General features: G+C 67.9%; 25 protein-coding genes and 2 tRNA genes. 18 read left to right on the top strand and 9 right to left on the bottom strand.

Annotated features, from left to right (window positions below):
- Positions 1-21: 21 nt before the first annotated feature.
- A complete protein-coding gene (locus ACGFI6_RS02590) occupies positions 22-1,368 on the bottom strand; it encodes an OFA family MFS transporter (RefSeq protein ID WP_393114780.1) in 1,347 nt (448 codons plus the stop codon).
- A 164-nt stretch (positions 1,369-1,532) separates the two neighbouring features.
- Here ACGFI6_RS02590 and sucC point away from each other — a divergent pair, with 164 nt between their 5' ends.
- Together sucC and sucD are read left to right on the top strand one after the other, a co-directional pair.
- Positions 1,533-2,690 carry an ADP-forming succinate--CoA ligase subunit beta gene (gene sucC / locus ACGFI6_RS02595; protein WP_393114782.1) on the top strand — a complete coding sequence of 386 codons (1,158 nt, stop codon included), beginning with the start codon at positions 1,533-1,535 and terminating at the stop codon, positions 2,688-2,690.
- A gap of 1 nt (position 2,691) precedes the next feature.
- Positions 2,692-3,585, top strand: coding sequence for a succinate--CoA ligase subunit alpha (gene sucD / locus ACGFI6_RS02600; RefSeq protein WP_393114784.1), 894 nt, complete (start codon positions 2,692-2,694; stop codon positions 3,583-3,585).
- A 207-nt stretch (positions 3,586-3,792) separates the two neighbouring features.
- On the opposite strand, the gene ACGFI6_RS02605 is transcribed toward sucD, so the two are convergent.
- The gene (locus ACGFI6_RS02605) at positions 3,793-4,833 is read right to left on the bottom strand and encodes a LacI family DNA-binding transcriptional regulator (protein WP_393114786.1); all 1,041 of its coding nucleotides are present in this window, start codon (positions 4,831-4,833) and stop codon (positions 3,793-3,795) included.
- 128 nt (positions 4,834-4,961) lie between these two features.
- Positions 4,962-5,933, bottom strand: coding sequence for a 2-dehydropantoate 2-reductase (locus tag ACGFI6_RS02610; protein WP_393114789.1), 972 nt, complete (start codon positions 5,931-5,933; stop codon positions 4,962-4,964).
- Between the two features lie 177 nt (positions 5,934-6,110).
- Between ACGFI6_RS02610 and ACGFI6_RS02615 the strand changes: the two genes are divergently transcribed.
- The 3 genes from ACGFI6_RS02615 to ACGFI6_RS02625 all read left to right on the top strand — a co-directional run bounded on the left by ACGFI6_RS02615 (position 6,111) and on the right by ACGFI6_RS02625 (position 7,769).
- Positions 6,111-6,665 (top strand): dihydrofolate reductase family protein, encoded by a 555-nt coding sequence (locus ACGFI6_RS02615; protein ID WP_393114791.1) that lies wholly within the window; start codon positions 6,111-6,113, stop codon positions 6,663-6,665.
- Positions 6,666-6,675: 10 nt separating this feature from the next.
- On the top strand, positions 6,676-7,470 hold the full coding sequence (locus ACGFI6_RS02620; RefSeq protein WP_393114792.1) for a hypothetical protein: 795 nt from the start codon (positions 6,676-6,678) through the stop codon (positions 7,468-7,470).
- Positions 7,471-7,565: 95 nt separating this feature from the next.
- Positions 7,566-7,769: a cold-shock protein gene (locus ACGFI6_RS02625; RefSeq protein WP_184835013.1), complete on the top strand. Its 204-nt coding sequence runs from the start codon at positions 7,566-7,568 to the stop codon at positions 7,767-7,769.
- Positions 7,770-7,802: 33 nt separating this feature from the next.
- Here ACGFI6_RS02625 and ACGFI6_RS02630 read toward each other — a convergent pair whose 3' ends face one another.
- On the bottom strand, positions 7,803-8,282 hold the full coding sequence (locus ACGFI6_RS02630) for a GNAT family N-acetyltransferase (protein WP_393114794.1): 480 nt from the start codon (positions 8,280-8,282) through the stop codon (positions 7,803-7,805).
- An 88-nt stretch (positions 8,283-8,370) separates the two neighbouring features.
- Between ACGFI6_RS02630 and ACGFI6_RS02635 the strand changes: the two genes are divergently transcribed.
- The 5 genes from ACGFI6_RS02635 (at position 8,371) to ACGFI6_RS02655 (ending at position 12,019) form a co-directional block, all read left to right on the top strand.
- Entirely contained in the window at positions 8,371-9,246 is an 876-nt protein-coding gene (locus ACGFI6_RS02635; protein ID WP_393114796.1) for a class I SAM-dependent methyltransferase, read from the top strand.
- 51 nt (positions 9,247-9,297) lie between these two features.
- Positions 9,298-9,954 (top strand): oligoribonuclease, encoded by a 657-nt coding sequence (orn, locus tag ACGFI6_RS02640; RefSeq protein WP_393114799.1) that lies wholly within the window; start codon positions 9,298-9,300, stop codon positions 9,952-9,954.
- A 102-nt stretch (positions 9,955-10,056) separates the two neighbouring features.
- Positions 10,057-10,129, top strand: a tRNA-His gene (locus ACGFI6_RS02645).
- A gap of 562 nt (positions 10,130-10,691) precedes the next feature.
- Positions 10,692-11,180 carry a SigE family RNA polymerase sigma factor gene (locus tag ACGFI6_RS02650; RefSeq protein ID WP_393114801.1) on the top strand — a complete coding sequence of 163 codons (489 nt, stop codon included), beginning with the start codon at positions 10,692-10,694 and terminating at the stop codon, positions 11,178-11,180.
- 14 nt (positions 11,181-11,194) lie between these two features.
- Entirely contained in the window at positions 11,195-12,019 is an 825-nt protein-coding gene (locus ACGFI6_RS02655) for a hypothetical protein (protein WP_393114802.1), read from the top strand.
- Between the two features lie 34 nt (positions 12,020-12,053).
- Here the strand turns inward: ACGFI6_RS02655 and ACGFI6_RS02660 are convergent, their stop codons facing one another.
- From ACGFI6_RS02660 to ACGFI6_RS02675, 4 genes are read right to left on the bottom strand one after another with little or no spacing between them, the layout of a single operon-like run.
- Positions 12,054-12,665 (bottom strand): MarC family protein, encoded by a 612-nt coding sequence (locus ACGFI6_RS02660; protein ID WP_393114805.1) that lies wholly within the window; start codon positions 12,663-12,665, stop codon positions 12,054-12,056.
- Positions 12,666-12,707: 42 nt separating this feature from the next.
- Entirely contained in the window at positions 12,708-13,700 is a 993-nt protein-coding gene (locus tag ACGFI6_RS02665; protein ID WP_393114807.1) for a cation diffusion facilitator family transporter, read from the bottom strand.
- A 13-nt stretch (positions 13,701-13,713) separates the two neighbouring features.
- A complete protein-coding gene (locus tag ACGFI6_RS02670) occupies positions 13,714-14,334 on the bottom strand; it encodes a response regulator (protein WP_393114809.1) in 621 nt (206 codons plus the stop codon).
- Positions 14,331-15,497 carry a sensor histidine kinase gene (locus ACGFI6_RS02675; protein ID WP_393114811.1) on the bottom strand — a complete coding sequence of 389 codons (1,167 nt, stop codon included), beginning with the start codon at positions 15,495-15,497 and terminating at the stop codon, positions 14,331-14,333. The genes ACGFI6_RS02670 and ACGFI6_RS02675 overlap by 4 nt, the downstream gene beginning before the upstream one ends.
- Before the next feature lie 143 nt (positions 15,498-15,640).
- On the opposite strand from ACGFI6_RS02675, the gene ACGFI6_RS02680 reads away from it, so the two are divergent.
- A complete protein-coding gene (locus ACGFI6_RS02680; protein ID WP_393114813.1) occupies positions 15,641-16,612 on the top strand; it encodes an SMP-30/gluconolactonase/LRE family protein in 972 nt (323 codons plus the stop codon).
- A 107-nt stretch (positions 16,613-16,719) separates the two neighbouring features.
- Positions 16,720-17,808 (top strand): ankyrin repeat domain-containing protein, encoded by a 1,089-nt coding sequence (locus ACGFI6_RS02685; protein WP_393114815.1) that lies wholly within the window; start codon positions 16,720-16,722, stop codon positions 17,806-17,808.
- On the opposite strand, the gene ACGFI6_RS02690 is transcribed toward ACGFI6_RS02685, so the two are convergent.
- Complete coding sequence (locus ACGFI6_RS02690) at positions 17,805-19,517, bottom strand: aminotransferase class V-fold PLP-dependent enzyme (protein WP_393114817.1); 1,713 nt, start codon at positions 19,515-19,517, stop codon at positions 17,805-17,807. The genes ACGFI6_RS02685 and ACGFI6_RS02690 overlap by 4 nt on opposite strands.
- 92 nt (positions 19,518-19,609) lie before the next feature.
- Between ACGFI6_RS02690 and tenA the strand changes: the two genes are divergently transcribed.
- From tenA to ACGFI6_RS02720, 6 genes are all read left to right on the top strand, one after another.
- The gene (gene tenA, locus ACGFI6_RS02695) at positions 19,610-20,272 is read left to right on the top strand and encodes a thiaminase II (RefSeq protein WP_393114818.1); all 663 of its coding nucleotides are present in this window, start codon (positions 19,610-19,612) and stop codon (positions 20,270-20,272) included.
- Positions 20,269-21,816 carry a phytoene desaturase family protein gene (locus ACGFI6_RS02700; protein ID WP_393114819.1) on the top strand — a complete coding sequence of 516 codons (1,548 nt, stop codon included), beginning with the start codon at positions 20,269-20,271 and terminating at the stop codon, positions 21,814-21,816. The genes tenA and ACGFI6_RS02700 overlap by 4 nt, the downstream gene beginning before the upstream one ends.
- 59 nt (positions 21,817-21,875) lie before the next feature.
- Positions 21,876-21,948: transfer RNA gene (locus tag ACGFI6_RS02705), tRNA-Lys, on the top strand.
- Between the two features lie 477 nt (positions 21,949-22,425).
- Positions 22,426-23,085, top strand: coding sequence for a hypothetical protein (locus ACGFI6_RS02710; RefSeq protein WP_393114821.1), 660 nt, complete (start codon positions 22,426-22,428; stop codon positions 23,083-23,085).
- A 5-nt stretch (positions 23,086-23,090) separates the two neighbouring features.
- Positions 23,091-24,032 carry a cyclase family protein gene (locus tag ACGFI6_RS02715; protein WP_393114822.1) on the top strand — a complete coding sequence of 314 codons (942 nt, stop codon included), beginning with the start codon at positions 23,091-23,093 and terminating at the stop codon, positions 24,030-24,032.
- Between the two features lie 847 nt (positions 24,033-24,879).
- Positions 24,880-25,860 carry a hypothetical protein gene (locus ACGFI6_RS02720; RefSeq protein ID WP_393114823.1) on the top strand — a complete coding sequence of 327 codons (981 nt, stop codon included), beginning with the start codon at positions 24,880-24,882 and terminating at the stop codon, positions 25,858-25,860.
- Positions 25,861-26,132 lie beyond the last annotated feature (272 nt).

The following is a 26,132-nucleotide window of genomic DNA, read 5'->3' on the forward strand; positions in this document are numbered from 1 at the left end:
GCGGAACCCTTCCGTAGCCGTTCACTCGCCCGACACCGGCCGACCGAGTTGGGGACGGACGGGCAGCGCCGGCCTGCCAGGTTGTTTGAGCAGGCGAACACTCAGCGCGGTCAGCACGCCGAGCAGTCCGGCCACGAGGAACAACGGACGGTAACCGGCCACAGAGATGATCGATGCGGCGACGCCGATGCCGATGAGCCCGCCGGCCGCCTTGGCGGAGTACAGGATCGCCTGGTTCTGTACGAGGCTGTTCTCGCCGAAGAACTCCAGCACGAGGTTGGCCATGATCGCGTAGAACGCACCGCCGCCGAGGCCGGCGAACATCGCGCAGACCGCGAACACCCAGCTCGCACCCGACAGCACCAGGCCGACCTGCGCGAAACCTTCGATCATCAGGACGGCAGCCAGTACGCGTCGACGACCGAACCGGTCAGACAGATGACCTGCGGACGACCGCCCGAGACCGTTGACAGCGGCAAGCATTCCGGCGGCGGCCGCGGCGGCTGCCGTACCGTGGCCGGTCTCTATCGCGAAGCTCGCCACGAACGCGATACCGAACAGCGACAGCGCCGTACTGATTGCCAGCAGCAACCACATCAGCGGCAGAGCGCCGGTCCGCATCGCCTCGCCTGGACGGTACTGCCGGACAGCGGGGGCGTTGTGCGGGATGCTGCGGTTCAGCTTGCGGTCGATCGCCCAGGCCTGCGCGTCGAGGTCCGCCGGCCACCAGTGCCGCGGCGGATCCTTCAGCAGACCGCCCGCGATCAGCACGACCACCACGGCGACCGCTGCGGTCAGGTCGAAGACGAGCGAGTGGTCGAGCACGGTGAGCAGGACGATGCTCGGTACAGCTCCGACCGCGAATCCGCCGGTGACGAAGCCGATCGTCGCGGTACGGCGCTCCGGGAACCAGCGTGCCGAGGTCGTGATGCACGCGGCGTACACGAGCCCCGCGCCGATGCCGCCGAGCAGTGCGTACCCGATGACGACGACGGCGTAGCTGTGTACGTGCGCGAGCGTGACGAGACCGATCGCGGCGAGTACGCCGCCTGCGACGACCGATTGCGTCGGACTGGTCCGCCGTACGCGCTGAGCCCACGCGGCCGGAACCGCGACCAGCGCCTGGCAGGCGACGAAGAGTGCGAGCAGCCACAACGTCTGCGCGGCACCCCAGCCGCGATCGGACCCGAGGCCGAGAGCGGCGCTGCCGAACGAGTACTGCAGGGGGCTGATCGCGACCATGCACGCCCAGGCGGCCCAGAGTTGCCAGCGACGCGAGTGGCCGGTCAGCTCACGCGCATCCTCACCAACCCGGTACCGCCGGCCGTACACATCACGGACATCACGTACCTCCGGGGGCGCAGCCATTACGTGATCCATGAGTTCTCCTGACTCTGCTCATGCCGCGTGACTACTGCATACCGTATGAGATCTGTGGTACCTCGCCTGTCAGGCCATGTCCAGACCTGGTGGCCACTTGTTCGTAGATTGCATACCGAATACAGTCGTCACTACACATTCAGGAGGCTGACGTGGACTTGTTGGAGCACCAGGCGAAGGAACTGTTCGCGCGGCACGGCGTTCCGGTGACGCTCGGGCGCGTGGTCGAGGACCCGGCCGCAGCGGCGGACGCGGCCCGCGAGCTCGGCGGCCGCGTAGTGGTGAAGGCACAGGTCAAGACCGGCGGTCGCGGCAAGGCGGGCGGCGTGAAGCTCGCCGCCACCCCCGAAGAGGCCGTCGCTCGAGCGCGCGAGATTCTCGGGATGGACATCAAGGGGCATACGGTGCGGCGCGTACTGCTCGCGCCGGCCGCGGACATCGCCGACGAGTACTACTTCTCGTTCCTCGTCGACCGCGCGAACCGCGAGTACCTCTGTATCGCGAGCACCGAGGGCGGCGTGGAGATCGAGGAGGTCGCCCACACGAACCCGGACGCGATCGCGAAGGTGCCGATCGATCCGGCGGTCGGGGTCGACGACGCGAAGGCCGCGGAGATCGTCGCGGCCGCCGGTTTCCCAACGGGTGCGGATGAAGTCGTACGTCGATTGTGGGACGTCTTCGTCGCCGAGGACGCCTCGCTCGTCGAGGTGAACCCGCTGGTGAAGCTCGGCGACGGATCGCTGGAGGCACTCGACGGCAAGGTCACGCTCGACGAGAACGCGGCGTACCGGCATCCGGACCACGCGTCCTTCGACGACAAGGACGCCGCGGATCCGTTGGAAGCCGAGGCACACGCGAAGGGCCTGAACTACGTCAAGCTCGACGGTTCGGTCGGGATCATCGGCAACGGCGCGGGACTCGTGATGTCCACGCTGGACGTGGTCGCCTACGCGGGTTCGCCGTACGGCGTGAAGCCGGCCAACTTCCTGGACATCGGCGGTGGCGCGTCGGCCGAGGTGATGAAGAACGGGCTCGGGATCATCCTGTCCGACCCGCAGGTGCGCAGTGTGTTCGTGAACGTGTTCGGCGGCATCACCGCGTGCGACGCGGTGTCGAACGGCATCGTGCAGGCACTCGCGCTGCTCGGTGACCAGGCCGACAAGCCGCTGGTCGTCCGGCTGGACGGCAACAACGTCGACGAGGGCCGCAAGATCCTTGCCCAGGCCAACCATCCGCTGGTGACCGTGGTCGACACGATGGACGGCGCCGCGGCCCGCGCCGCCGAGCTGGCCGCAGAGAAGGGACTGTGAGATGGCGATCTTCCTGACCGAGAAGAGCCGGGTCGTCGTGCAGGGCATGACCGGATCCGAGGGACAGAAACACACCAGCCGGATGCTTGCCGCCGGCACCACCGTGGTCGGCGGCGTGACGCCTGGCAAGGGCGGCCAGTCCGTCGACTTCGCAAAGTGCTCGGTCCCGGTGTACGGGTCGTGCGCGGACGCGGTGCGGGCGGCGGATGCGGACGTGTCGGTCGTGTTCGTGCCACCACGCTTCACGCGCGGCGCCGTCGTGGAGGCCGTCGACGCAGGCATCCCGCTCGTGGTGGTGATCACCGAGGGTGTACCGGTGCACGACACCGCCGCGTTCTTCGCGCACGCACAGGCGCAGGGCACGCGGATCATCGGCCCGAACTGCCCGGGTGTGATCAGCCCGGAACGTTCCAACGCGGGCATCATCCCGGCCGACATCGCGGGACCGGGACGTCTCGGGCTGGTGTCGAAGTCGGGCACGCTGACGTACCAGATGATGTACGAGCTGCGGGACTTCGGGTTCTCGACGGCGATCGGGATCGGTGGCGACCCGATCATCGGGACCACGCACATCGATGCGCTGCAGGCGTTCCAGGACGACCCGGACACCGACGCGATCGTGATGATCGGTGAGATCGGTGGCGACGCCGAGGAGCGGGCGGCCGCGTTCATCAAGGAGAACGTGACCAAGCCGGTCGTCGGGTACGTCGCGGGCTTCACCGCGCCGGAGGGCAAGACCATGGGTCACGCCGGCGCGATCGTCTCCGGCTCGTCCGGAACCGCGGCCGCAAAACAAGAGGCCCTGGAAGCCGCCGGCGTCCACGTAGGCAAAACCCCCACCGAGACGGCCGACCTACTCCGCGCAGCCCTCTCCCCCGCACCCCAACCAACCTGACCACCCCACAGCCACGCCTGATGACACTCCAGTCATGAGTGAGGTGGGCCCCAGTCATGGCTGGGGTTGACCTCTGAGCTTGCGGGTCGGCGCGCCGGTATGTCAGCGCACAACCCACCACCTCAGAGGTCAACCTCTCAGCTGGTGGGTTGGCCACGTGCATGCTGACGGCGAACCCACCAGCTCGAGGGTCAACCTCGCAGATGGCTACCTGTCGGCGCCGGCGTTCCGGGTGCAGGGGGCGGCGGTGCTGTTGCGGATGACGAGGGTGGTCGGGACGGCGACCGGGGTGTGTTGGTGGTCGGTGGCGTGGATCTGGGTGAGCAGGGCGTCGACGCTGCGGCGGCCGATGTCGGTAAAGGTCTGACGGACCGTGGTGAGCGGCGGCCAGAACTGGGCCGCCTCTTCCATGTCGTCGAAGCCGACCACGCTCACGTCGGCCGGCACCGTCCGCCCGTGGGCGTGCAGCGCGCGCAGTACGCCGAGGGCCATCTGGTCGTTGGCGACGAAGATCGCGGTGACGTCCGGATCGGCCGCGAGCCGGCACCCGGCGTCGTACCCGGACGCGGACGACCAGTCCCCGAGCAGCAACGGCGGTACGTCGCGTCCATGATCGCGCAGCGTCTGCTCCCACGACAGGCGGCGCTGGCTTGCCGCGTACGACGACGTCGGACCGCCGAGATGCCACACCGTCTTGTGGCCGAGCTCCAGCAGATGTTCCGTCGCGAGGCGTGCGCCCTGCAGCTGGTCGGTGTCGACGACCGGATGGTCGTAGTGCACGCCGGCGTGGACGATCACGACGGGCAGCCCGACCGGTACCTGGACCTCGTCCAGGACGTGCGCCTCGATCATCATGATGACGCCGTCGACGGCCTGCTCGCCCAGCCTGGTGAACGCGTCCGCGACCGCTTGACGGTTCACCGAGAGCACCGGCATCAGGTTGACCGAGTACCCGCGCGCGGTGGCGGCGGTGGCGATCGCATCCAGGGTGCGTGTCGTACCGAAGGTGGACAGCTCGAAGACGATCACACCGATGCTGCGGAACTCGCCGCTGCGTAGTGCACGCGCGGCGCCGTTGGGGCGATAGCCGAGCTGGTGCATGGCTTCCTTGACCCGGGCGCGGGTGGCCGCGTCGACGTTCTGCCGCCCGTTCGCGACCCTGGACACGGTCTGCCCGGACACCCCGGCCAGCCGCGCCACATCGGCCATCGACGGACCGCGCCGCCGCCTGCCCACCGTTCCTTCCACCCCGCTACCTCCCGTGTGGCAGGAGTCTAGACATGTTTGCGTCAACACGTCCTTGGTGCGGCGAGGCGGGATGGAACAGGTGGGTCCGACGTCGCTGTGGCCGGACCCACCTGGTCTTAGAGGGCGTCTTACACGCCGACCTTGCTGGCCAGCAGGTCGGCGACGGCATGGACGGCGCGCAGCGTGGGCGCCGGCACGCCGGTGAGATCGGCGAGCTCGACGACCGCCGCCAGGATCACGTCGAGCTCGAGCGGCTTGTCCTTCTCCAGGTCCTGCAGCATCGACGTCTTGTGCCCGCCGACGCGTTCGGCACCGTCGAGCCGCTTGTCCACGGAGATCTCCGGGTGGCAGCCGAGGGCCGCGGCGATCGCCAGCGACTCCTCCATCATCATCCGGACCATCTGCCGGGTGCCCTGATGCGTGGCGATCTCCACCATCGTCGCCCGGGCCAGTGCGCTGATCGGGTTGAACGCCGCGTTGCCGAGCAGCTTGATCCAGATGTCGTTGCGGATGTCCGCCTCGACCGGGCACTTCAGCCCGCCGGCGATCATCGCCGTACTGAACTGTTCGCAGCGCTCGGACGGCCCGCCGGCCGGTTCGCCGATCGAGAACCGGGTGCCCTCGAGGTGCCGGACGACGCCCGGGCCTTCGAGCTCGGTCGAGCAGTAGACGACACAGCCGACCGCGCGGTCGAGGTCGATCACCTCGGTGACGGCGCCGCCCGGGTCGACCGATTCGATCCGGCGGCCCCGGTACGGACCCTCGAGGCCGTGGAAGTACCACCAGGGGATGCCGTTCTGCGCTGCGACGACGACCGTACGGTCGTGCAGCAGCGGCTGGAGCAGCGGGCCGGCGTTCGCGTACGAGTTCGCCTTGAGTCCGAGAAAGACGTAGTCGACCGGGCCGATCGCGGCCGGATCGTCGGTGGCCGGGGTCCGGGCCGTGAAGTCGCCCCGGGGGCTGAGCACAGTGACGCCGTCCGACCGGATCGCTTCCAGGTGGGGGCCGCGAGCGACCAGGTGCACCTCTGTCCCACCACGGTGCAGAGCCGCGCCGACGTACGCACCGATCGCACCGGCGCCGAGAACCGCAACTCTCATCAGGTCCCTGCCTTCCGGAGAAGTTGTATACGGCATACAGTAGGCTGGAGCCTGAATGCGGTCAAGATCACATTGCACGGCAAGCGCTCGCCAAAAAGATTTCCGATCGCAGCGATGAATCCGGGCGCTCCCGGCGGTAGGTACTGGCATCAACCGCAGCGACAAGGGAGCAGGACCATGAGCCACGTCATCGCCACCTCGTTCATCAGCATCGACGGAGTCGTCACCGACCCGGACGGCTCGGGCGGCACGCCGGCCGGGGGCTGGGCGTTCCGGCACGGTCCCGAGACGGTCGGCGGCGACAAGTTCCGCCTCGGCGAGTTGATGGACACCGGCGTACTGCTGCTCGGCCGGACCACCTGGGAACTGTTCAGCCGGCTCTGGCCGAACCGCACCGACGAGTTCTCCACCCGGATGAACAAGATGGCCAAGGTGGTCGCGTCGCACACGCTGACCGACCTGTCGGCGTTCCCCAACTCGACACTGATGACGGGCTCGCTGGAGGAGTACGTACGGTCCGAGCCACGGACGATCGCGGTCACCGGCAGCCTGAGCGTGATCCGCGCACTGCAGGCCGCCGACCTGGTCGACGAGTACCGGCTGATGACGCTCCCCTCGATCGTCGGCAGCGGCGACAAGCTGTTCGGCCCGTCCGAGCAGCCCGTCCACCTGCGACTCGACTCGGTCGTCCAGACCGGTGCAGCTTCGTTGGTGACCTACGTACGGCCTTAGTGTCTTGTCGGTGAAGTGGCCTGGCATGGCGTGGATAGGTGGGGCTCCGGGCGCGGGGAAGTCGACGATCGCTCGGGACCTCGCACGGCGTGGTGACCTGCCGCTGCACCCGATCGACCTGTGGACGTACGCACACCTGGACCGGCTGCCACCACTCCGGCCGCTGGCCGAGGACCTGGCCGCGGGACCGCAGTACGCGGCAGACGCGTTCGTGGACATCGCTCGGCTGCGGCTCGACCTGGTGGCCGAGGACGTACGCGAACGGGACCTCGGCGACGTACCTGCGCTCGTGGAGGGGCCGCAACTCCTCCCGTCGATGGCTGACTCGGTTCCAGCTGCGGTGTGGTTGCTGCCGGACGCTGAGCAGACGCGTCGCGCCAGGGAGGAGCGGCTGGCACGAGTGGAGGACCCGGAAGGCCGGGCGCGGCTGGAGAGCCTGCTGGCGCGGGACGCGATACTGGCGGAGCGCGTGCGCCGGGAGGCAGCCTCGTACGGACGGGTGGTTGTTGAGGTCCCCGCTGCGCCGGACTGGGCGGATGTGGTGCAGAGAGTCGTGGACGGACTGGGGTCGCTCCCCCGACTCCAGGCGGGTGACGAGCTGCGCCGACAGCGCCAGTACGAGAACCTGGCCGGGTGCCGGCAGGGGCGGCTGTGGCAGGCCGATCGCGGGCTGGCCGAGGTGCCGCCGTACCCGTTTGCGTGTGAGTGCGGGACGTCCGGATGCGCGGTGACATGGATGGGAACACCAGGCGAATACGACGTGCGGCGCGGCGAGGGGTGGCTGACGGCTCATCCAGCGTGCTAGGGTTTTGACTCGTTGCAGTTTTGCAGTTCCACGTTCGTGTCGAAGCGCCCGCGGATTGTGATCCGCCGGGCGTTTTGTCGTATCAGGAGAAAATCATGGCTTTGGGAACAGTGAAGTGGTTCAACGGCGAGAAGGGCTTCGGCTTTATCTCCCAGGAGGACGGCGGCGCCGACGTGTTCGTGCACTACTCGGCGATTCAGACCCAGGGCTTCCGCTCCCTGGACGAGAACCAGCGCGTGGAGTTCGAGATCGCTCAGGGCCCGAAGGGCCTGCAGGCGGAGAACGTTCGCCCGCTCTGATCTCGGTTCGGTTGTGAGTTCGGCAGGCCCGGTTCAGGCCGGGTCTGCCAGGCTCCACAGGTTCTCGCCGTCCTCGACCACGTCGGTCCGGGCGAGACCGATCGCGGTCGCCACGGCGGCCGACGCAGTGTGATCCGGATGTACGTGCGCGATGATCCGGTCGATCTTCTGAGCCCGTAGCCAGGTGACCAGCCCCTGTGCGGCCTCCTTCGCAAAACCCCGGCCCTGCCAGGCAGCGCCGATCACCCAGGCGATCTCCGCCTGCCCCGCTGTCACGGTTGCCTGGACATAGCCGATGAGCGTGTCCTCGTACTGGACAACCCAATTCAGCCACTGCTCGTCCGGACTGTCCGGGCCGGCCAGTTGGCGGCGGTAGCGCGCCTCGAGCACCTCAACGGACGGCGGCTCGCCGCCGGTGAACGCATACAGGCCCGGATCGGACAGGACCACCGCCATCGGTGCGGCGTACTCGACGCGCAGCGGCAGCAGGGTCAGACGTTCGCTGGTGATCACCCGCGCAACGGTAACCCGGACTTGCCAGACTTGCCGGACCGGCAATTCGGCATGGGTTCTGTCGCAATTCCGTACCAAACTGAGCTGCATGATCGAGATCGATTGGGCCGGAGAGGCCGGGCGGCTGCGGGCGTCGGCCGCGGGCGAGGCCGACTGGAACGCGGCCGTGGCCGGCACGCTCGTACGGGACACCGACAAGGTAGTCGCGGACGTCGGGTGTGGCGGTGGCGGGATGGCGAAGGCACTCGCCGAGGCCCGGCCCGGTGCGACCGTCGTGGCGATCGACGCGGACCCTGACGTACTCGCGCAGGCTCGCGAACACACCGGCGGGCTGGTGCGCTGCGAGTTGGCCTCGATGGACGACGGAGCAGAACCGTTGCGCCAGGCAATCGCTGCGCCGGCGGATCTGATCTGGGCGTCCGCCTCGGTCCATCATGCGGCCGATCAGCAGGCAGCCATCGACGCTCTCGTCTCCTTGCTTGCGCCGGGCGGACGGTTGGCGCTGGCCGAGGGCGGACTGCCGGCCCGGCACCTGCCCTGGGACCTGGGGATCGGCGAGCCAGGGCTGGAGTTGCGGCTGGACGTGGCGCAGGACCGGTGGTTCAAGGTGATGCGGGAGTCGCTACCCGGATCCGTACCGTTGCCGTACGGGTGGACGGAGGCGCTGACGCGGGCCGGGCTCACGGAAGTGACCACGCGGAGCGTGCTGAGCGAGACGCCGGTGCCGTTGACTCCGGAGCGGCTGGACCGCGTCGTGCAGGGGTTCCGGACGCGGATCGAGCGTCTTACTGGGACCGGTCATGGACACGGGCACCTCGTACCTCAAGAAGAGTGGCTGACTCCAGCGGATCTGGAGGTCTGGCAGCAGTTGCTGGACCCCGAAGGGCCGTATTTCCTCGGGCACCGCGCCGACCTCGCCGCATTGTCCGTACGGAGCGTCCACATCGGTCACGCGCCGCGCTGACAGGGCAGCCCGTCGCCGTACTGTCGGTCGGTCGCCGTAAGGTGGGTCCCCATGAATGACCGGCTGGTGTGGATCGACTGCGAGATGACCGGCCTCGATCTGGAGAACGACGCCCTGATCGAGGTCGCGGTACTGGTCACCGACTACGAACTGAACGTCCTCGGCGACGGGATCGATCTGGTGATCGCGCCCCCCGACGGCGCGCTCGAGCAGATGGGTGACTTCGTCCGCGACATGCACACCGCCTCCGGGCTGCTCGACGAGCTCGCCGGCGGCATCCCGCTCACCGACGCCGAGCAGCAGGTGCTCGACTTCATCAGCTCGTACGTCAAGGAGCCGCGCAAGGCCGCCCTGGCCGGGAACTCGGTCGGCACCGACCGCACCTTCCTGGTCCGCGACATGCCGCGCGTCGAGTCGCACCTGCACTACCGCAACGTCGACGTCAGCTCCATCAAGGAACTGGTACGCCGCTGGTACCCGCGGGTCTACTACGCGACCCCCGCGAAGAACGGCAACCACCGCGCGCTCGCCGACATCACCGAAAGCATCGCCGAGCTGCGGTACTACCGGCAGACCGTGTTCGTGCCGCAGCCCGGGCCGGACTCGAACACCGCACGGGCCGCGGCGAGCCTGGTCTCGGCCCCTGTCGAAGACAGCGCCGCAGGCAGCGCCGCGGAGACTCCCGCGGACAGTCCTGCAGACGCCTGACGGGCACCCGACCTGCGCTCTGACCTGCGGATCCACCCTCGATTTCAGGTCCGGAGACTTCATCGCTATGATTACTCAGCCGTCGCAGTACGGGCGGCAATGGTGGGTGTAGCTCAGCTGGTAGAGCACCTGGTTGTGGTCCAGGTGGCCGCGGGTTCAAGTCCCGTCACTCACCCGAATTCGGCGGCGGCATGTGCCTGCGGAGAGCGCAGGCCGTGCCGCCTTCGGCGTTTTGTGCGGCTTCGCTCCGCTCGCCGCAAGCGGGGGCTCCGCCACCCGCACCCCCTCGCGCCTTCGCTGCGCTCGGCGGCCTTCGCTTCGCTCGGCTCCTGGGTTGGGTTGGGCAGTCAGGTCACCCGCGTGGGTTCGGTTTGGTGGTTGCTGGCCCGCCTTCCCCGTCCCCTTCGCCCCCCACCTTCCTCTTCTCCCTCCCCCGTTCCCCTTCGCCTTCCTCTTCTCCGTCCCCCTTCGTCTTCCCGCTCTTCCCCGCCCGTCCGCTTCTCCCTCCCCCGTACCGCCGTCCTTCTTCTTTCTCTTGTTCTTGGTCTGGGAGGATGGGGTTGTGAAGTTGAGTGGGAGTGCTTGGTTCGGGTACGGGGTCGTGGTGGTTGTGACCTTTGTGGTGGGGTTCTTGGCCTTTGCCGTTTGGGTTCTTTCCAAGGTGTTCTGAGGTTGGTGTGACCTGATCGGGGTGTGGGTGCGTCTCTTGGGGTAGAAGCATCTACGAGAGGCAGCGGATGAGTGCTACCGACGATTTCGAGGAGTTCGCGCGAGCGCGAATATCTCAGCTGTACCGGACCGCATGGTTGCTGACCGGGGACCGGCATCATGCCGAGGATCTGGTGCAGGAGACGCTGGCGAAGATGGTGGCCGCCTGGCAGCGGATCGAGAATCCGGTGGCCTACGCGCGGACAGCCATGGTGCGGACGTTCGTGTCGCAGCGGCGGCGGAAGAGCTGGTCCGAGCGGCCTACGGGCGAGCTGCCTGAGGTGGCCGAGCGCTCTGGGGATCCGGAGCTGCGCTTGGCGTTGCAGAGTGCGCTGGGTGAGTTGGAGCCGCTGGATCGGGCGGTGCTGGTGCTGCGGTTCTTCGAAGATCGCAGCGTCGAGCAGGTGGCGTTCGATCTCGGCAAGAAGACCAGTGCGATCACCACTCGCACCGCCCGGGCCTTGGAGCGCCTTCGCGCGGTCCTCGGCGAGGGTGCCGACCAGCTGATCGCGCTCTGACACAGGAGAACCTCATGAACACCCAGCTCAAAGACCTCATGCACCGGGCCACCGAGAACCTCGAGCCCGTTACACCCGACCTGCTGGAACGGTCCGTCGCGCAGGGCGTCCGGCATCGCCGCCGCCGTACGACACTGCTCGCCGCGACCGGGACCGGCGCCGTACTGGCCACCGCGGGCTTGATCGCCGGCGGCATCCAGCTCATCGGCTCCCCCGCCGACTCGGCGGCTGCCGGACTGCCGGCCGCCAAGCCGTCGGTCAACGCGTCGGCCAAACCATCGATCAAGCCGTCGACCGGTCCCTCGGGCAAGTCGTCGGGGAAGCCTTCCACCAAGCCGACGTCCGGCGGCAGCGCCGGCAGCCTTGCTGCGCAGAAGCAGACGCTCAGCACGCTCCGTACGTTGCTCAAGGCCCCCGGTCGGCAACTGTCGGCGCCCCAGACCTGGGGTGACTCCGACAACTTCGCCGGTGCGGGAATCGTGGTCGACGACGGCAAGGGCGGCGGCTACGTCAGCGTCGCGCTGAGCTCCGGCGACGTCCACAACCCGTGCAGTGGCGGCCACCTCGGCTGCACGACGCTGCCGGACGGCTCGGTTATCCGTACGCTGAAGAACCAGCCGGAGTACTCGGACAGCCGGCAGGCCAAGGAGGGCGTACTCAGCAACAGCGTCGAGCTGTACCACCCCAACGGCCGGACCATCAGCATCATCAGCTTCAACGGGCCGGCCGAGAAGGGCGAACGCCACACCCTCGCCAAGCCGGTGCTCACCGTCGCCCAGCTGACCACGCTGGCCAAGAGCACCACCTGGAAGTTCCCGGTGGCGAAGATCAGCAAGTAGCTCGAAGGCCCGGCGCTCAGGTGGGCGCCGGGCCCTACTTCGCCGCGAGGACGCCGTGCGTCACGAGCTCGACGCCGATGGCCAGCGTCAGGAAGCCGATGATCCGACTCAGCGCGCCGAGCCCTGTCGGGCCGAGCTTGTCGACCAGCGGCGTACCGAACCGCAGGAGCACCGCGACCAACGCGGCGACGACAGCCACCGCGACGATCACGCTGACCCGGTTGAGAACCCCCGGGTGCCGAGCGGTCAGAGCGATGACCACGCCGATCGCGCCAGGTCCGGCGACCAGCGGCAGCGCCATCGGCGAGAACGAGACGTCCGCCTTCGTGACGCCGTGCGTCTTCTCGTCGTCGGTCAGCGTCTGCCGCGACACGATCATCCCGAAGCCGGAGTGACCGACCACCAGGCCACCCGCGATCTGCAGTGCGGGCAACCCGATGCCCAGGCCTTCCAGTACGAGCGTGCCGAGCAGCGCGAACACCGTCAGGATGCCGAGCACGTAGACGCCCGTCATCACCGCCTGGCGTTTCATCGCGGCGCGTTCGACACCGTCCGTCAGACCGGCAAAGGTGGCCAGCGCGCCGACCGGGTTCGTGATCGGCAGCAGGGCCGCCAGGGCCCCGATGGCAACGTGTACGGGCTCCACGGGCGGGAGCGTACACCCGGGTCCCGGAGAGACTGCCGTGCGCTAGACAGGCGGCTCGACGTACCAGCGTGGCAACTCGCCCGGCTGGAGGTCCGTCGGGTCGCCCGGGCGGGACAGGGTGAGGATCGCCTGCTGGATCTCCGGCCGGGCGTTCAGCGCGTCCTCGATCGCGTACAGCCGGGCGGCGACCTCGGACTCGACATCGTTGCCGGTGACATCGACCGCAGCGACCAGGAAGATCCGGTCGGCGCCCACCCATTCCATGTGCAGGAACGTGATCCGCTCGATGTCCTGGTGCTCGAGCAGCGCCCGCAGCACCCGGTTCTGGGCGAGCGGCGTGACCGCCTCACCGGTCAGGAAGTCCATGTTCCGGCTGATCAGGAACAGCGCCACCGCACCGAGCAGGATGCCGACAACGATCGACCCGATCGCGTCCCACGCCGCGTTGCCGGTGATCTGATGCATCAGGATCGCCAACGTCGCGATCAGGATCCCGATCAGCGCCGACAGGTCCTCGACGAACACCGCCCGCAGTACTGGGTTGGAGGTGAGCCGAACGTACCGCCACGGCCGCAACATCCGCTCCAGCGCACCGGCCTTGGTCTGCCGCAACGCCTGCAGGAACGAGATCCCCTCGAGCACGAACGAGACGCCGAGCACGGCGTACGCCCAGCCGTACGACGTGCCCTCCGCCTCGCCGTGCTGCAAGGCCTGGACCCCGTGCCACACCGACACGGCAGCACCGACCGTGAACAGGCCGAACGCCGCGAACATCGACCAGACGTACCCGACGCGGCCGTAGCCGAGCGGGTGCGCCCGGTCGGCCGGCCTGCGTCCCCGCCGCTCCCCGACCAGCAGGAACACCTCGTTGCCGGTGTCGGCCCACGAGTGCGCCGCCTCCGCCGTCATCGAGGCGGATCCGGTGATCACCGACACGATCGTCTTGGCGATCGCGATCAACAGGTTCGCGGTCAGCGCCACCAGCACGGTCAGGAGGCTCTCGCCACCGGCCGTGTCCTCCTCCGAACTGCTCACCCTCAGACCATACTCAGCTGACCGCCCGGATGATGCGTTGCTCGATCGCGCGTGCCACTGCGGCCGCTCTGGTGTCCACCTCCAGCTTCGAGTAGATGTGCGCGAGGTGCGACTTGATCGTCGCCTCGCTGACGTACAGCCTCTTGGCCAGTTCGCGGTTCGAACTGCCGGTGGCGAGCAGGCCGAGGATCTCCACCTCGCGCTCGGTCAGCATCGGCCCGGTGCGCCGTAACAACCGGGCGGCGACTGCGGGCGCGAGCACGGTCTCTCCACGCGCGGTGCCACGGATCGCCCGGAAGAGATCCTCCGGCGGAGCGTCCTTCAGCAGGTAGCCCGAGGCGCCGGCATCGATCGCGCTCTTGATATCGGCCTCGGTGTCGTATGTCGTCAGGACGAGCACGTAAGGCGGCTCGGGCAGCGCGCGCAGCTGCGCGGTCACCTCGGCCCCGCCGGGACCGGCGCCGAGGTTCAGGTCCATCAGCACGACGTCGGGGTGCAGGGCCGCGACCAGTTGCTCCGCGCTGTGCGCGTCGGATGCCTCGCCGACGACACTCAGATCATCCTGCCCCTCGAGCAGCGCCCGAAGACCGGCGCGCACCACGGGATGGTCATCGACCAGCGCCACCCGGATCATCCGCGCTCCGGCGGCAGCGGGATCGACGCGGCCAGCGCCGTCCCGTCCCCCGATTCACTTTCCAGCACCAGCGTTCCTCCAAGTTGTCTCAGCCGTTCACGAATTCCGGCCAGTCCATGGCCGCGGTCGGCATCGATCTTGGCACGAGATCGCGAGAGGCCCGTTCCGTTATCCACAACGTCGAGAACCACCGCATCCGGTTGGTAGGTGAGGGTCACAAAAGCTGCCTCGGCGTGCGCGTGCTCGAGCACATTGGCGAGCGCACCGCGTGCTGTCCGGAGCAGTGCTGTCTCCACCTCGGAGTCCAGGGTCACCGGCGTGCCGTGTACTTGCACACGGACGTTGAGGTCGCTGTGGGCTGTCAAACGTTCGCAGGTCTTGCGTAGCGCGTCCGGTAGACCAGCGGCCAGCTCGGCGGGTGCCAGGTCGCGTACGACTCTCCGGGCCTCGTCAAGACCGTCGCGGGCAGTGGCTGCTGCTTGTGCTGCGTGATCGCGTGCAGCAGCAGGCTTGTCGTCCCACTCGCGCTCGGCAGCCTGTAGCAGCAGGTTGATGCTGGACAGGCCCTGCGCCACGCTGTCGTGAATCTCTCGGGACAGCCGGGCGCGCTCGGCTATCACACCCGCCTGATGCTGCGCGTCCGCCAAGTCGCCCTGTGCTGCGTGCAACTCGTCCAGCAAGACCTGTCTGGCCAGTGCGTCCCGCTCCAGCGCCCGGTAGGCCCCAACGGCAAGCACTGCGATGCAGACGGGTCCCAGCACGATCGTCGGGTCCAGCCGGTCGCTCATGCGGGTCCACTGCACCACGGTGACCACCACCATGCCGGCAACGACCAGACAAGCCGGCCGGAACGACAGGATGCGCAGGGCAACGAAAGACAGCGGCACCGCGCACCAGGCGAACGAGGGCGCCAGGAACACCAGCACGCACCACTCCACGACCAGCAACGCCAGCCAGACCCGACTGGGCAGCACCCGGTAGGCGGCGTACGTCGCGAGCAGGACCACTGCACCGAGCAGCACCCACGGGCCGCGGTCGTCGAACCCGTGACCGGTGAGGTACCGGATTGCCGACGCCAGCACGAGGACCACCAGCGCCGCGTGCAGTGCGGTCACCAGCCGGGTCGCGTGGCTGAGGATCGACGGGGTGTGCGCAGTAGACATGTTCAGTTGATCGTAGGCCGCCTGGGCCTGGTTCCGAATCATCCGTTCGGCTATCGATTGGTGGCCGAACACCCGTCGTACGGAGCGCCCGGCGGACGGAGGCTGGAGGCAGCTCGAAATCCACCGACCGTTCAGGGGCTCAGATGTCTGTCCGTTCGCTCTCCGCCACTCTCGCGCTCTCCGCCACTCTCGCGCTCTCCGCCACCCTGCTCGGTGCCGGCGCCTCGACTGCCTTCGCCGCCCGGCCGGCCACGTACGAGCTGCCCGGTGACGCCGGCGGCTCGAGGTTCGAAGGCATCGGGTACGACGCGCGTACCGCGAACTATTACGTGTCCGAGACCACCGGCGGCGAGATCCACCGCGGCCGGCTCCACTCCGGCGCGGCCGTCGAGTGGCTGCAGGGCGACGGCGTCGACGGCCGCTGGACCGCCCGCGGCATCACCGTCGACTCCCACGGCCGGGTGTACGTCGCCGGCGGGCCGAACGGGATCGACCACCCGGGCGCGCCGGACCTGTGGGTCTACGACCGCGACGGACGGCTGCTCGCCGCACTGCGCACCGGCGTACCGAACTCGTTCTTGAACGACATCGTCATCGGGCCGGACGGCGCGGCCTACTTCACGAACTCGAACGCTCCGCAGATCTTCCGGGTCTCCGCGGACCACGGCCGGTGGACCGTCACGACCTGGGCCGACGCGACCGGGACCATCGAGACGGCAACCGGCTTCAACCTCGGCGGGATCGTGCTGTCACCGGATCGCCGGGCGCTGGTCGTGGCCCAGGGCAACGTCGGCAACCTGTGGAGGTTCGACCTGCGGACCGCGCAGGCCACCGCGATCGACACCGCCGGCGCCGATCTGGTGAACGCCGACGGGCTGGTGCAGCATGGCAGCAAGCTGTGGGTCGTGCGCAACTTCTCCAAGGTGCTGACCAAACTGCGGCTGTCGGCCGACGGCCGCACCGCACGGCTGGTCTCTGCGACGCCGACCGATCCGGACCGGGTCCTGACGACTGCGAAGCTCGCGCAGGGACGCTTGCTGGCGGTGGACAGCAAGTTCGACGAGGCCACCGCGGCCCCGCCGTACCAGGTCATCACGCTCAACCCGCGCCGATGAGCCGGCGTCCGATCGCTGTGGTTGCCGTTCTGCTGATGGTGGTGACCACGGCGTGTTCCACTGAGACCAGCAGTAGTCCCCCATCAGGCCCGTCCAGGAGCGTGTCCGTGCCGTCCACACTCGACAGTCAACTGATCGCCGCCGCGTGGAAGAACGAGGTGGCGGAGGCGAAGCGCCTGATCACCGCGGGTGCGAACGTCAACGCGGTCGACGACACCGTCCAGAGCGCGTTCCTGATCGCCGCGAGCGAGGGCTACGTGGAGCTCCTCGACCTGACGCTCGCGCACGGCGCCGACGTCCGCAGCCTCGACAGCTACCACGGAACGGCGCTGATCCGCGCCGCCGAGCGTGGCCACGCCGCGGTCGTCGGTCGACTGCTCCAGGCCGGCGTGGCGGTCAATCACGTCAACAACCTCGGGTGGACCGCGCTGCACGAGGCAGTGCTGCTCGGCAGGGGAACCCCGGAGTACGTCGACACCGTGCGGCTGCTGATCGCCGCCGGCGCCGACCGGAACAGACCCGCGGTCGACGACGGCACCACACCGATGCAGGCTGCGCACGACCGCGGCCAGAAGGCAGTGAGTGCGGCACTGGACGCTCGAGCCGACCGAGGCGACCTGCTGAGCGCAGCAACCGCTGGTGATGCCAACAAAGCGGCTGCGGCGCTGGCTGCCGGCGCCAAGCTCGAGTCCCGCGACGACCACCGTCGTACGCCGCTGCTGCTCGCCTCGCTCAACGATCGGGTCGATGTCGCGCGACTACTTGTCCGGCTCGGCGCAGACCCCGACATCCAGGACGACCGGAAGGACTCCGCGTGGCTCGTCACAGGGGTCACCGGGAGCGTCGCGATGCTGGAGACGCTCCTCCCCGCAGACCCTGACCTCGCGCTGCGGAACAGGTTCGGCGGCATCTCCGTGATCCCGGCCAGCGAGCGTGGTCACGTCGACTACGTCCGGCGGGTCGTCAAGACCGACATCAACCTCAACTACGTCAACGACCTCGGCTGGACCGCGCTGCTCGAGGCCATCATCCTCGGCAAAGGCACGAAGCCGTGGCAGGACATCGTCCAGATCCTCGTCGACGCCGGCGCCGACCCCGGACTCGCCGACAAGGACGGCGTCACACCACTCCAACACGCCCAGTCCAGCGGGTATGACGAGATCGCGAAGATCCTGCGTACTGCCGGAGCGCGCTAGTCGCGGACCAGGCAGCGAGAAGGGAGTTCGAACCAGCGGAGGTGGTCGAAGCCGGTGTTGACGTGGCCCTCGGGGTCGATGCGGTCCTGATCGCAGGTGGCCAGCAGGTCGCGGGCCTCGGCCAGGTAGTCGTCGAGTGCTGACTCGGGTGCCGTGTGGTCGTGCCGTGGGTACCTGAGCCGGCCGTCGGCGTCGTACCCGACCTGGGAGAGTCGCAGCGGCGGCTCGACCGGGCCGCGGTGATGCCGCCACAGACCGTTTGCCGGGTCGAACCTGTAGTCGCCGAGCAGCCGCCAGCCGTCCCGGGCGAGGAGCTTCACGGCCTCGACGACGTACGCGAACACCGCCTCCGAGATGAAGTAGTTGAAGTTGACCCGTACCCAGCCCGGTTTGATCCCCTCGCAGCCGTGCACGATCTCCTGCTCGAACTCGTGCGACCGGGCGAGGTCGATCCCGAGCAGCGTGTGACCGTACGGGCCCGCACAGGAGCAGCCGCCGCGGGACTGGATGCCGAACAGGTCGTTCAGCAGCGCGACGACGAAGTTGTGGTGCAGGTACCGGCCGGACGGCGCCTTCACGACGAACGAGACGATCGACAGCCGCTCGGCGTCCAGGTTGCCGAGGATCTGCAGGTTCGGCTCGTCCTTCCACGCCTCGACCGCGCGCCGCAGGTACGCATCCTCGTGAGCGCGGATCACGTCGATCCCGACCGCCTTCTTGAGCTGGAACGCCAGACCGGCCCGGATCGATCCGATGATCGCCGGCGTCCCGCCCTCCTCGCGATGCACCGGGTCCTCGAGGTACCGGTGTTCCAGCGGGTTGACGTACGCGACCGTCCCTCCGCCCGGTACGTCGGGGACCCGGTTCCGGAGCAGCTCGCGGCGTGCGACCAGTACGCCCGGAGTGCCCGGGCCGCCGATCAGCTTGTGCGGGCTGAGGAAGATCGCGTCCTTGTAGGCCAGCGGGTCCTGGTCGCGGCCGCCGTACATGTCGATCTCGACGTACGGCGCGGCAGCGGCGCAGTCCCAGAACGAGAGGGCGCCGTACCGGTGCAGCAGCGCGGACACCCGCTGCGTGTTGCTGACGATGCCCGTGACGTTGCTCGCCGCCGAGAACGAGCCGATCTTCAGCGGGCGGTCCGCGTACTGCTGCAGGCGCGACTCCAGCTGGTCGATGTCGATGTGGCCGTCCGCGTCCTGGCTGATCAGCACCACGTCGGCAATCGACTCGCGCCAGGGCAGCTCGTTCGAGTGGTGCTCGTACGGGCCGATGAAGACGACAGGCCGGCGCTCCGGCGGGATCTGGTCGGTCAGGTGGTACGTGTCGTCGAGCTCGGCCGGGATCCGCAGCCCCATGATCCCGATCAGCTTGTCGATCGCCCCGGTGGCACCGGAGCCGCAGAAGATCACGGCGGTCTCGTCGTCACCGCCGACGCTGTTGTGGATGATCCGGCGAGCGTCCTCGCGCAGGCGGGTCGTCTGCAGGCCGGTCCCGCTCGACTCGGTGTGCGTGTTCGCGTACCGCGGCAGGACCTCCTCGCGGATGAAGTCCTCCAGGAACGTCAGCGCGCGGCCGGAGGCGGTGTAGTCGGCGTACGTCACCCGCCGCGGTCCGTACGGCCCGGGCATCACCTGGTCGTCACCGATCACCGACGCGCGGATCTGCCGCAGCAGCGGCGTCTCCGGCGGCATCCCCTCGTCTGCTCCCATGTCTCAGAGTAGGGCCCGGACGTGACCTGCGTCTCGTGCTCGGTGCGCGCCCTGTGGATAAGGTCGGTGCCAGTCGACGGCGAGGAGTGGGGATGACGTTTTCCAGCGAGCTGTGGGAGCGCGGGGCGGCCTCCGTGTACGAGGAGATTGTCAGGCACCCGTTCATCACCGGGCTCACCGACGGGACCCTCGATCACGACGCGTTCCGGTATTTCATCGTCCAGGACAGCCACTACCTCCGCGCGTACTCCCGGGCGCTCAGCCTGGTCGCGGGACGGGCGCCCGACGAGGACGCGGTCAGCATGTTCGCGCTGCATGCCGCGAACGCGATCGCTGTCGAGCGGGAGCTGCACACGTCGCTGCTCGGATCGCTGGGGCTCACCGCGACTGATGTGGACGCAGCTGGATCCGGTCCGACCACAACGGCGTACATGTCCTATCTGACGGCTGTGTGCGCCACAGGAACGTACGCCGAGGCCGTGTCTGCCGTACTGCCCTGCTACTGGATCTACCGCGATGTGGGGCGGGAGCTGCTCAAGCGCTCGTCGCCGGATCCGGTGTACGCGCAGTGGATCGCGACGTACGGCTCGGAGGAGTTCGACGCCGTCGTCGAGGAGGTCCTTGCGGTCACCGACACACTGGACGTCGGCGCTGCGGAGCGGGAACGTTGTCACCAGCACTTCGCCACGACGTGCCGGTACGAATGGATGTTCTGGGACGCCGCTCATCACAAGCTCGATTGGCCGGTGGGATGAAGGACTTCTACGACGTCGTCATTGTCGGCGGTGGGCACAACGGGCTCGTTGCTGCCACCTACCTGGCGCAGTCCGGGCTCTCCACCCTCATCGTGGAGCAGCAGGCACACACCGGCGGCGCAGCGGTCAGCGAGCGCGTGTTCCGGGGCGTGGACGCGCGGCTGTCGCGCTACTCGTACCTGGTCAGCCTGCTGCCCGACAAGATCGTCGCGGACCTCGGGCTGACTCTGGACCTCCGTTCGCGCGGCGTGGCGTCGTACACCCCGGTACGGCGCGGTGGGCGCGACGTTGGCCTCCTGGTCGAGCGTCCGGAGGCCACCGGGACCAGGGAGTCGTTCAAGGCCCTCACCGGCAGCGACACGGAGTACGAGGCCTGGACCGACTTCTACGGAGCTGTGGGATCGCTAGCGGCCACCGTGGCGCCCACACTGCTCGAGCCGCTCCAGCCGGCGGCTGCGCTCCGGTCACGAGTAGACAGCGCGCTGTGGGACGAGCTGGTCGAGCGACCACTTGGAGAGAGCATCGAGCGCCGGTTCGCCGACGACACCGTACGTGGCGTCGTGGCGACGGACTCCGTCATCGGAACGTTCGCGGGGCTGCACGACGAGTCCCTGATCCAGAACAGGTGCTTCCTGTACCACCTGATCGGCAACGGCACCGGTGAGTGGCGGGTGCCGGTCGGCGGCATGGGCGCGGTCACCGACGCACTGGCCGCGGCCGCGCGACGTGCGGGCGCGACGATGGTCACCGACGCGGCCGTGACGTCTGTCGAGGTCGACGGGAACCGCGGATCGGTCACGTGGCTCGGCGGTGACGGCGAGAGGTCCGTCGACTGCACCTGGGTGCTCTCGAACGTCGCACCGGCCACACTGGCCGCGCTGCGTGGTCAGACCGGCGTCGAGAAGCCGGAGGGTTCGCAGCTGAAGATCAACCTGCTGCTGAACCGGCTCCCGGCGCTCAAGTCCGGCGACGACCCGGCGCGAGCGTTCGCCGGCACGTTCCACATCGACGAGGACTACAGCCAGTTGGAGACGGCGTACCGTTCCGCGGCCGGTGGCGAACTGCCTGCCGTACCGCCGTCCGAGGTGTACTGCCACTCGCTGACCGACCCGTCGATCCTCTCCCCCGAACTCGTTGCCGCCGGCTACCACACCCTGACCGTCTTCGGCGTCCACTTCCCCGCCCGTTTGTTTGCCTCCGACAACGACTCGGTCCGCGCCGAAGCCACCCGCCGGGTGCTGGCCGGACTCGAGTCGCACCTCGCGGAACCACTCGACGACTGCATCGCGCGCGACGCCGACGGCAACCTGTGCATCGAGGCCAAGACCCCGTACGACATCGAGCAATCCGTCGGCATGCCCGGCGGCCACATCTTCCACGGCGACCTCCAGTGGCCCTGGGCGACCGACCCGGCCGACGCCGGCCGCTGGGGCACCGAGACCGACGTCCCGAACCTCCTGATCTGCGGCTCCGGCGCCCGCCGAGGCGGCGCCGTCTCCGGCCTCGGCGGCCACAACGCCGCCATGACCGTCCTCACCCACTAACCGATTTCACATCTCCGCGATCCCCCTGCTACGATCCTCTTCGTTCGAAGGCAAGACCGGCGCCGCTAGCTCAATTGGCAGAGCAGCTGACTCTTAATCAGCGGGTTCGGGGTTCGAGTCCCTGGCGGCGCACAAAAGCCCAGGTCACGCAAGTGTCCTGGGCTTCTGCATGTGTGCCGCACACTCTTTACGCACTCAATTACTGTCCGGGCCGGCCGTCGAGCGGCGAGCCTCGCCTTCGCACCCACCTCACGGCACCTCAGATTTGTCGTGACTGTGCGTCACATCACATCGCCTCGCATCCTTGCCGAAATCTCGGCTCTCAGCATCCGCCCACCGTTGAGCCCCCAACCATCAACCCGGTTGGAGGCATGAGATGTCGAGATCACCGCTGCCACTCGGAACCTGGGGCAAGATCTCTGCCTGGTCGCCGAGACCGACACCAACGGCAAGGCGCTCAAGTACAAGTCGCAAGCGAAGTTCCGCGACCACGACGGCGTCGTCCGACCTGTCTCGGCGTACGGCCGGACCAAGACCGCATCCGAACGCGACCTGTTGAAGAAACTCCAGGATCGCGCCAGAACGAACCAGTCCGGTGAGCTGACAGCAATGCACAAGATCAACCACCTCCTGGACCTCTGGGAGAAGCGATTCGAAGGACTGATCGCCGACGGGAAGCGCTCACCCACCTCCCTCGACACCTACCGGCGCGCCCTCAAGAACCACATCCGTCCCGCCCTCGGCGAACTCCGCATCGGCGAAGCCACCACCCCACGCATCGACACCGCCCTCACCAAAATCAAAACCACCGCCGGCGCCCCCACCGCCAAAACCTGCCGCGCCATCATCTCCGGCGCCATGAAACTCGCCGTCCGCTACGGCGCCACCTCCATCAACCCCGTCCGCGAAGTCGACACCATCGAAGCCGACCTCCCAGACCTGGTCACGTTCATGCTCGCCACCGGCGTCCGCATCGGCGAGTCCCTCGCCGTCCTCTGGCACCAGACCAACCTTGAAGCCGGGACCGTCGAGATCACTCACACGATCGCGCGGCTACGAGGCCAAGGCCTCATCCGCAAAGCCACCAAGTCCAAAGCCGGCGAACGCCTCCTCCACCTCCCGACTGGTCCATCGCCACGCTCCGCACCCGCCACGCCGCCGGCATCCGCCTCGACGACCCCATCTTCGCCGACACTCGCGGCGCCCACCTGGACCAGCTCACCCCGTAACCTCGCTCAATGCCTCAAACCACGCGGCCGGAGGAGTTGACGGGGATGACGGTACCGACGCAAGACGACGTGCTGGAGTACTTCGACACGTTGTCGAACTGGGGGCGGTGGGGTGCAGATGACGAGCGCGGCACGCTGAACTACATCACCGACGACGTACGGCTGGCGGCAGCGCGGGCCGTGCGGCACGGCAGGAGTGTTTCGTGCGCGTGGGACATCGCCGTACCGGAAGAGATGGACCGATCAACCACGACGTGTCCGTGCGCCGCTGAGATGCCAGGGGCCGAGCACATGCCGGCCGCGTTCCACAACGATCGGCGCTGGGGCTTCTCGAACGAGCGGCTCGGGATCCTGTTCCACGGCAACACAATCACCCACCTCGACTCGCCTTGCCACATCTTCTGGGACGGCAAGCTGTTCAACGACCGACCACACACCATGGTCGACGCCGCAACCGGTTCAGCGTGGGGCGCCGTCACAGCCGCGGCGGACGGGATCGTCACGCGAGGCGTCCTGCTCGACATCGCGACGGTCCGCGACGTGCCCTGGCTCGAACCAGGTGAAGGCGTCTTTCCCGAGGACCTCGAAGAGGCCGAACGCCACCAGGATGTGCGTGTGCGCCCTGGCGACGCAGTACTCCTGCGAACCGGCTACGGCCGCGCCCGGCACGAGTCCGGCCCGGCCGGCGGCATCGAACAGGCCGGCTGGCACGCCTCCTGCCTGCCATGGCTGCACGAACGCGGAGTCGCCCTCATCGGCGCTGACACACCTTCCGACGTCCAGCCGTCCGGATACGCCGACATACTCATGCCGGTCCACGCCGTCAGCCTCGTCGCCATGGGCCTGTGGCTGCTCGACAACTGCGACCTCGAAGCCTGCGCAACAACCGCGACCCAACTCCAACAATGGGACTTCCACCTCACCGTCCCCCCAATCCGCCTCACCGGCACCTCAGGCAGCCCCGTCAACCCAATCGCTACCTTCTGACCGCAGCACCAGCCGAGCTCCTCACCAGCAAGCCCCAGGCAACGATCAACTACTGACCTTGCCGGCCGCCTTCGAAGATGTCGAGGATCTCTGTGGTGCTCACCGCCGCGTGCGGTCAGAGTGCGCGAATATGGCTTCTGACCTGGGGATTTACGGCTCATCGTCACTCGTCGCTGATCGTCGATTGTCAACGTCTGACGGAGCAGTGACGGAGCAAGCTGGCCCGGGCGGCCGTACAAGGGTCCCGATCTGTGGACTCCCGCATGAAGGAGCCAGCAACCGGACCTGAACCCCTAACCCCCCTTACCAGCTCAGAGGTGTCCTCGTATCGCATCGATGGTCGAAAGTCGCCACTGGCCTGCTGACTCTCTGACGGAGAGTTGCGCTGAATCGTCGTCAGCGCTCGTCATCTACTGCCCATTCCGGTGAGTAAAACGGTGAGTTCCCGGGCCTGCCGCGGATGCTTGACCCGAGGACGATCTGGATACTCGACCTCGGCCCCTACGCCACCACAGCCCACACGTCTTCGCTGAGTTTGCATTCGAACACATCTCGATCGCGCTCGATCAATACGGGTGGTCGGGTCAGTTCTTGAGATGGGTGAGCGGTGCTCACGTCCACAACAGACTCATGGCCCGCGAAGTCGTCACCGACCTCCTCCACCGCAGCATCGCGCTCAGCATCTGAACGGGTCGCGCCCCGCGCTCGTACGTTGCGTCTGTGGCACCATCCGATAATGACCGATTTGCTTGCGACCATCGTGGCGACCCGGCGCCTACCGCCTGAGCCAGTTGCAACTGACGCGTTGGTGCACTTGTGTGCGACATCTAGGGCTGTTGCTTCTGCGATGGCGGACTTCCTCCTTGACGCGTGCCCAGGCGCTTCGACAACGGGGTTGGTCTTTACCGGACAGGAGATCAACCCGGAGACGGAGGGTCGGCCCGATCTCGTCGCGTCGGACCCGGCGGGTACTCGACTCGTGGTGGAGGCGAAATTCGATGCAGAAATGACCCTCGCTCAGACCAGTGGCGCGTACGTGAACAAACTGACCGCTGGTGTGGCCGCGGCTCTCGCCTTCCTGGTTCCGAGGGACCGTATGCAGAACGTGTGGCGAACGATCTCGGTGACCCCCGGTGGTGCGGCCGAGCCTGTGGCCTTGCCGGAAGGCGCACTCGACGCGGGCATTGCGACGATGCCGCTCGGCGCGACGGGCCACGTCCTCGCCGTGGTGTCATGGGAGTCGATGTTGAATCGGATGAGCGCAGCGGTCGGAAAGTTCGGCGACACAGCCGGTGCTGCAGAACTTGCTCAGCTCCGAGGGTTGGTCGAGTGGCGAACCACCGTGGGTTGGGTTCCGCTGGTTCCTGGCGATCTGCCTCAGCGGGCCGGTCGCCAACTTCAAGCGATCAGCGAGACGATCAAGTCGGTCTGTTCGCGCGTGTCCTCGTCAAAGATGCGCAACGGTTCGGCTGACGGAGGTTTCGGACGGTACATCTCAACGCCGTCTGGCAAGTCGATTTGGGTTGGCATCTGGCTTCACTGGTGGGACGCCTACGGCCCCGGGCCGGTGTGGGCGCAGGTGAGCCTGAAGACGCCGCAGGAGATGTCACTGACCTCGGATGCACTGACCGGCGCCGGCATCATGCACCACTCACGACCGGAGTACACCGACGTGCTTATTCCGCTCCGGCTCCCGGTTGGCGCTGAGCAAGGGGCTGTCGAACTCGATCTGGTCACTCAGGTGAACGCTGTAATCGCGGCACTGAACAACTTGGCGGTCGAGGTCATCGAAGACGACGCCGAACACGAAGACGTTTCATCGCCGTAGGTCGCCAGCTTCGCAACCTAGCAACTGCCGGGGGTGGTGGACGTTCGCTTCAGGCCGCGCCTTCCGGGCCCTGGACGACTTCGGTGATCTGCTGGGCAATCTCGATGGAGTAGTCGCCGGTACTGGGAGTCCCTCGAGTGAGAACGCTGTCGTCAGCCACAAAGGGGATCGCTAGGTGACGCTAGAAAGAAGCGCCTCCCCGCGGGCGCAGCGTCAGGTCGGGTTCGCGCTCGCCAGGTCAACGGGTACCGGCGAGTCATCAACCGGTGGCT

It is taken from the genome of Kribbella sp. NPDC048928, assembly GCF_043197975.1.
Lineage (GTDB): Bacteria > Actinomycetota > Actinomycetes > Propionibacteriales > Kribbellaceae > Kribbella.

Coding starts and splice junctions, on each gene's coding strand:
- ACGFI6_RS02680 (WP_393114813.1), top strand. CDS start 15,641: ATGTCTGTCCGTTCGCTCTCCGCCACTCTCGCGCTCTCCGCCACTCTC.
- ACGFI6_RS02670 (WP_393114809.1), bottom strand. CDS start 14,334: ATGATCCGGGTGGCGCTGGTCGATGACCATCCCGTGGTGCGCGCCGGT.
- ACGFI6_RS02675 (WP_393114811.1), bottom strand. CDS start 15,497: ATGTCTACTGCGCACACCCCGTCGATCCTCAGCCACGCGACCCGGCTG.
- ACGFI6_RS02635 (WP_393114796.1), top strand. CDS start 8,371: ATGATCGAGATCGATTGGGCCGGAGAGGCCGGGCGGCTGCGGGCGTCG.
- ACGFI6_RS02650 (WP_393114801.1), top strand. CDS start 10,692: ATGAGTGCTACCGACGATTTCGAGGAGTTCGCGCGAGCGCGAATATCT.
- ACGFI6_RS02710 (WP_393114821.1), top strand. CDS start 22,426: ATGCACAAGATCAACCACCTCCTGGACCTCTGGGAGAAGCGATTCGAA.
- ACGFI6_RS02690 (WP_393114817.1), bottom strand. CDS start 19,517: ATGGGAGCAGACGAGGGGATGCCGCCGGAGACGCCGCTGCTGCGGCAG.
- ACGFI6_RS02625 (WP_184835013.1), top strand. CDS start 7,566: ATGGCTTTGGGAACAGTGAAGTGGTTCAACGGCGAGAAGGGCTTCGGC.
- ACGFI6_RS02590 (WP_393114780.1), bottom strand. CDS start 1,368: ATGGCTGCGCCCCCGGAGGTACGTGATGTCCGTGATGTGTACGGCCGG.
- sucD (WP_393114784.1), top strand. CDS start 2,692: ATGGCGATCTTCCTGACCGAGAAGAGCCGGGTCGTCGTGCAGGGCATG.
- ACGFI6_RS02700 (WP_393114819.1), top strand. CDS start 20,269: ATGAAGGACTTCTACGACGTCGTCATTGTCGGCGGTGGGCACAACGGG.
- ACGFI6_RS02655 (WP_393114802.1), top strand. CDS start 11,195: ATGAACACCCAGCTCAAAGACCTCATGCACCGGGCCACCGAGAACCTC.
- orn (WP_393114799.1), top strand. CDS start 9,298: ATGAATGACCGGCTGGTGTGGATCGACTGCGAGATGACCGGCCTCGAT.
- ACGFI6_RS02610 (WP_393114789.1), bottom strand. CDS start 5,933: ATGAGAGTTGCGGTTCTCGGCGCCGGTGCGATCGGTGCGTACGTCGGC.
- ACGFI6_RS02720 (WP_393114823.1), top strand. CDS start 24,880: ATGGCGGACTTCCTCCTTGACGCGTGCCCAGGCGCTTCGACAACGGGG.
- ACGFI6_RS02715 (WP_393114822.1), top strand. CDS start 23,091: ATGACGGTACCGACGCAAGACGACGTGCTGGAGTACTTCGACACGTTG.
- tenA (WP_393114818.1), top strand. CDS start 19,610: ATGACGTTTTCCAGCGAGCTGTGGGAGCGCGGGGCGGCCTCCGTGTAC.
- ACGFI6_RS02615 (WP_393114791.1), top strand. CDS start 6,111: ATGAGCCACGTCATCGCCACCTCGTTCATCAGCATCGACGGAGTCGTC.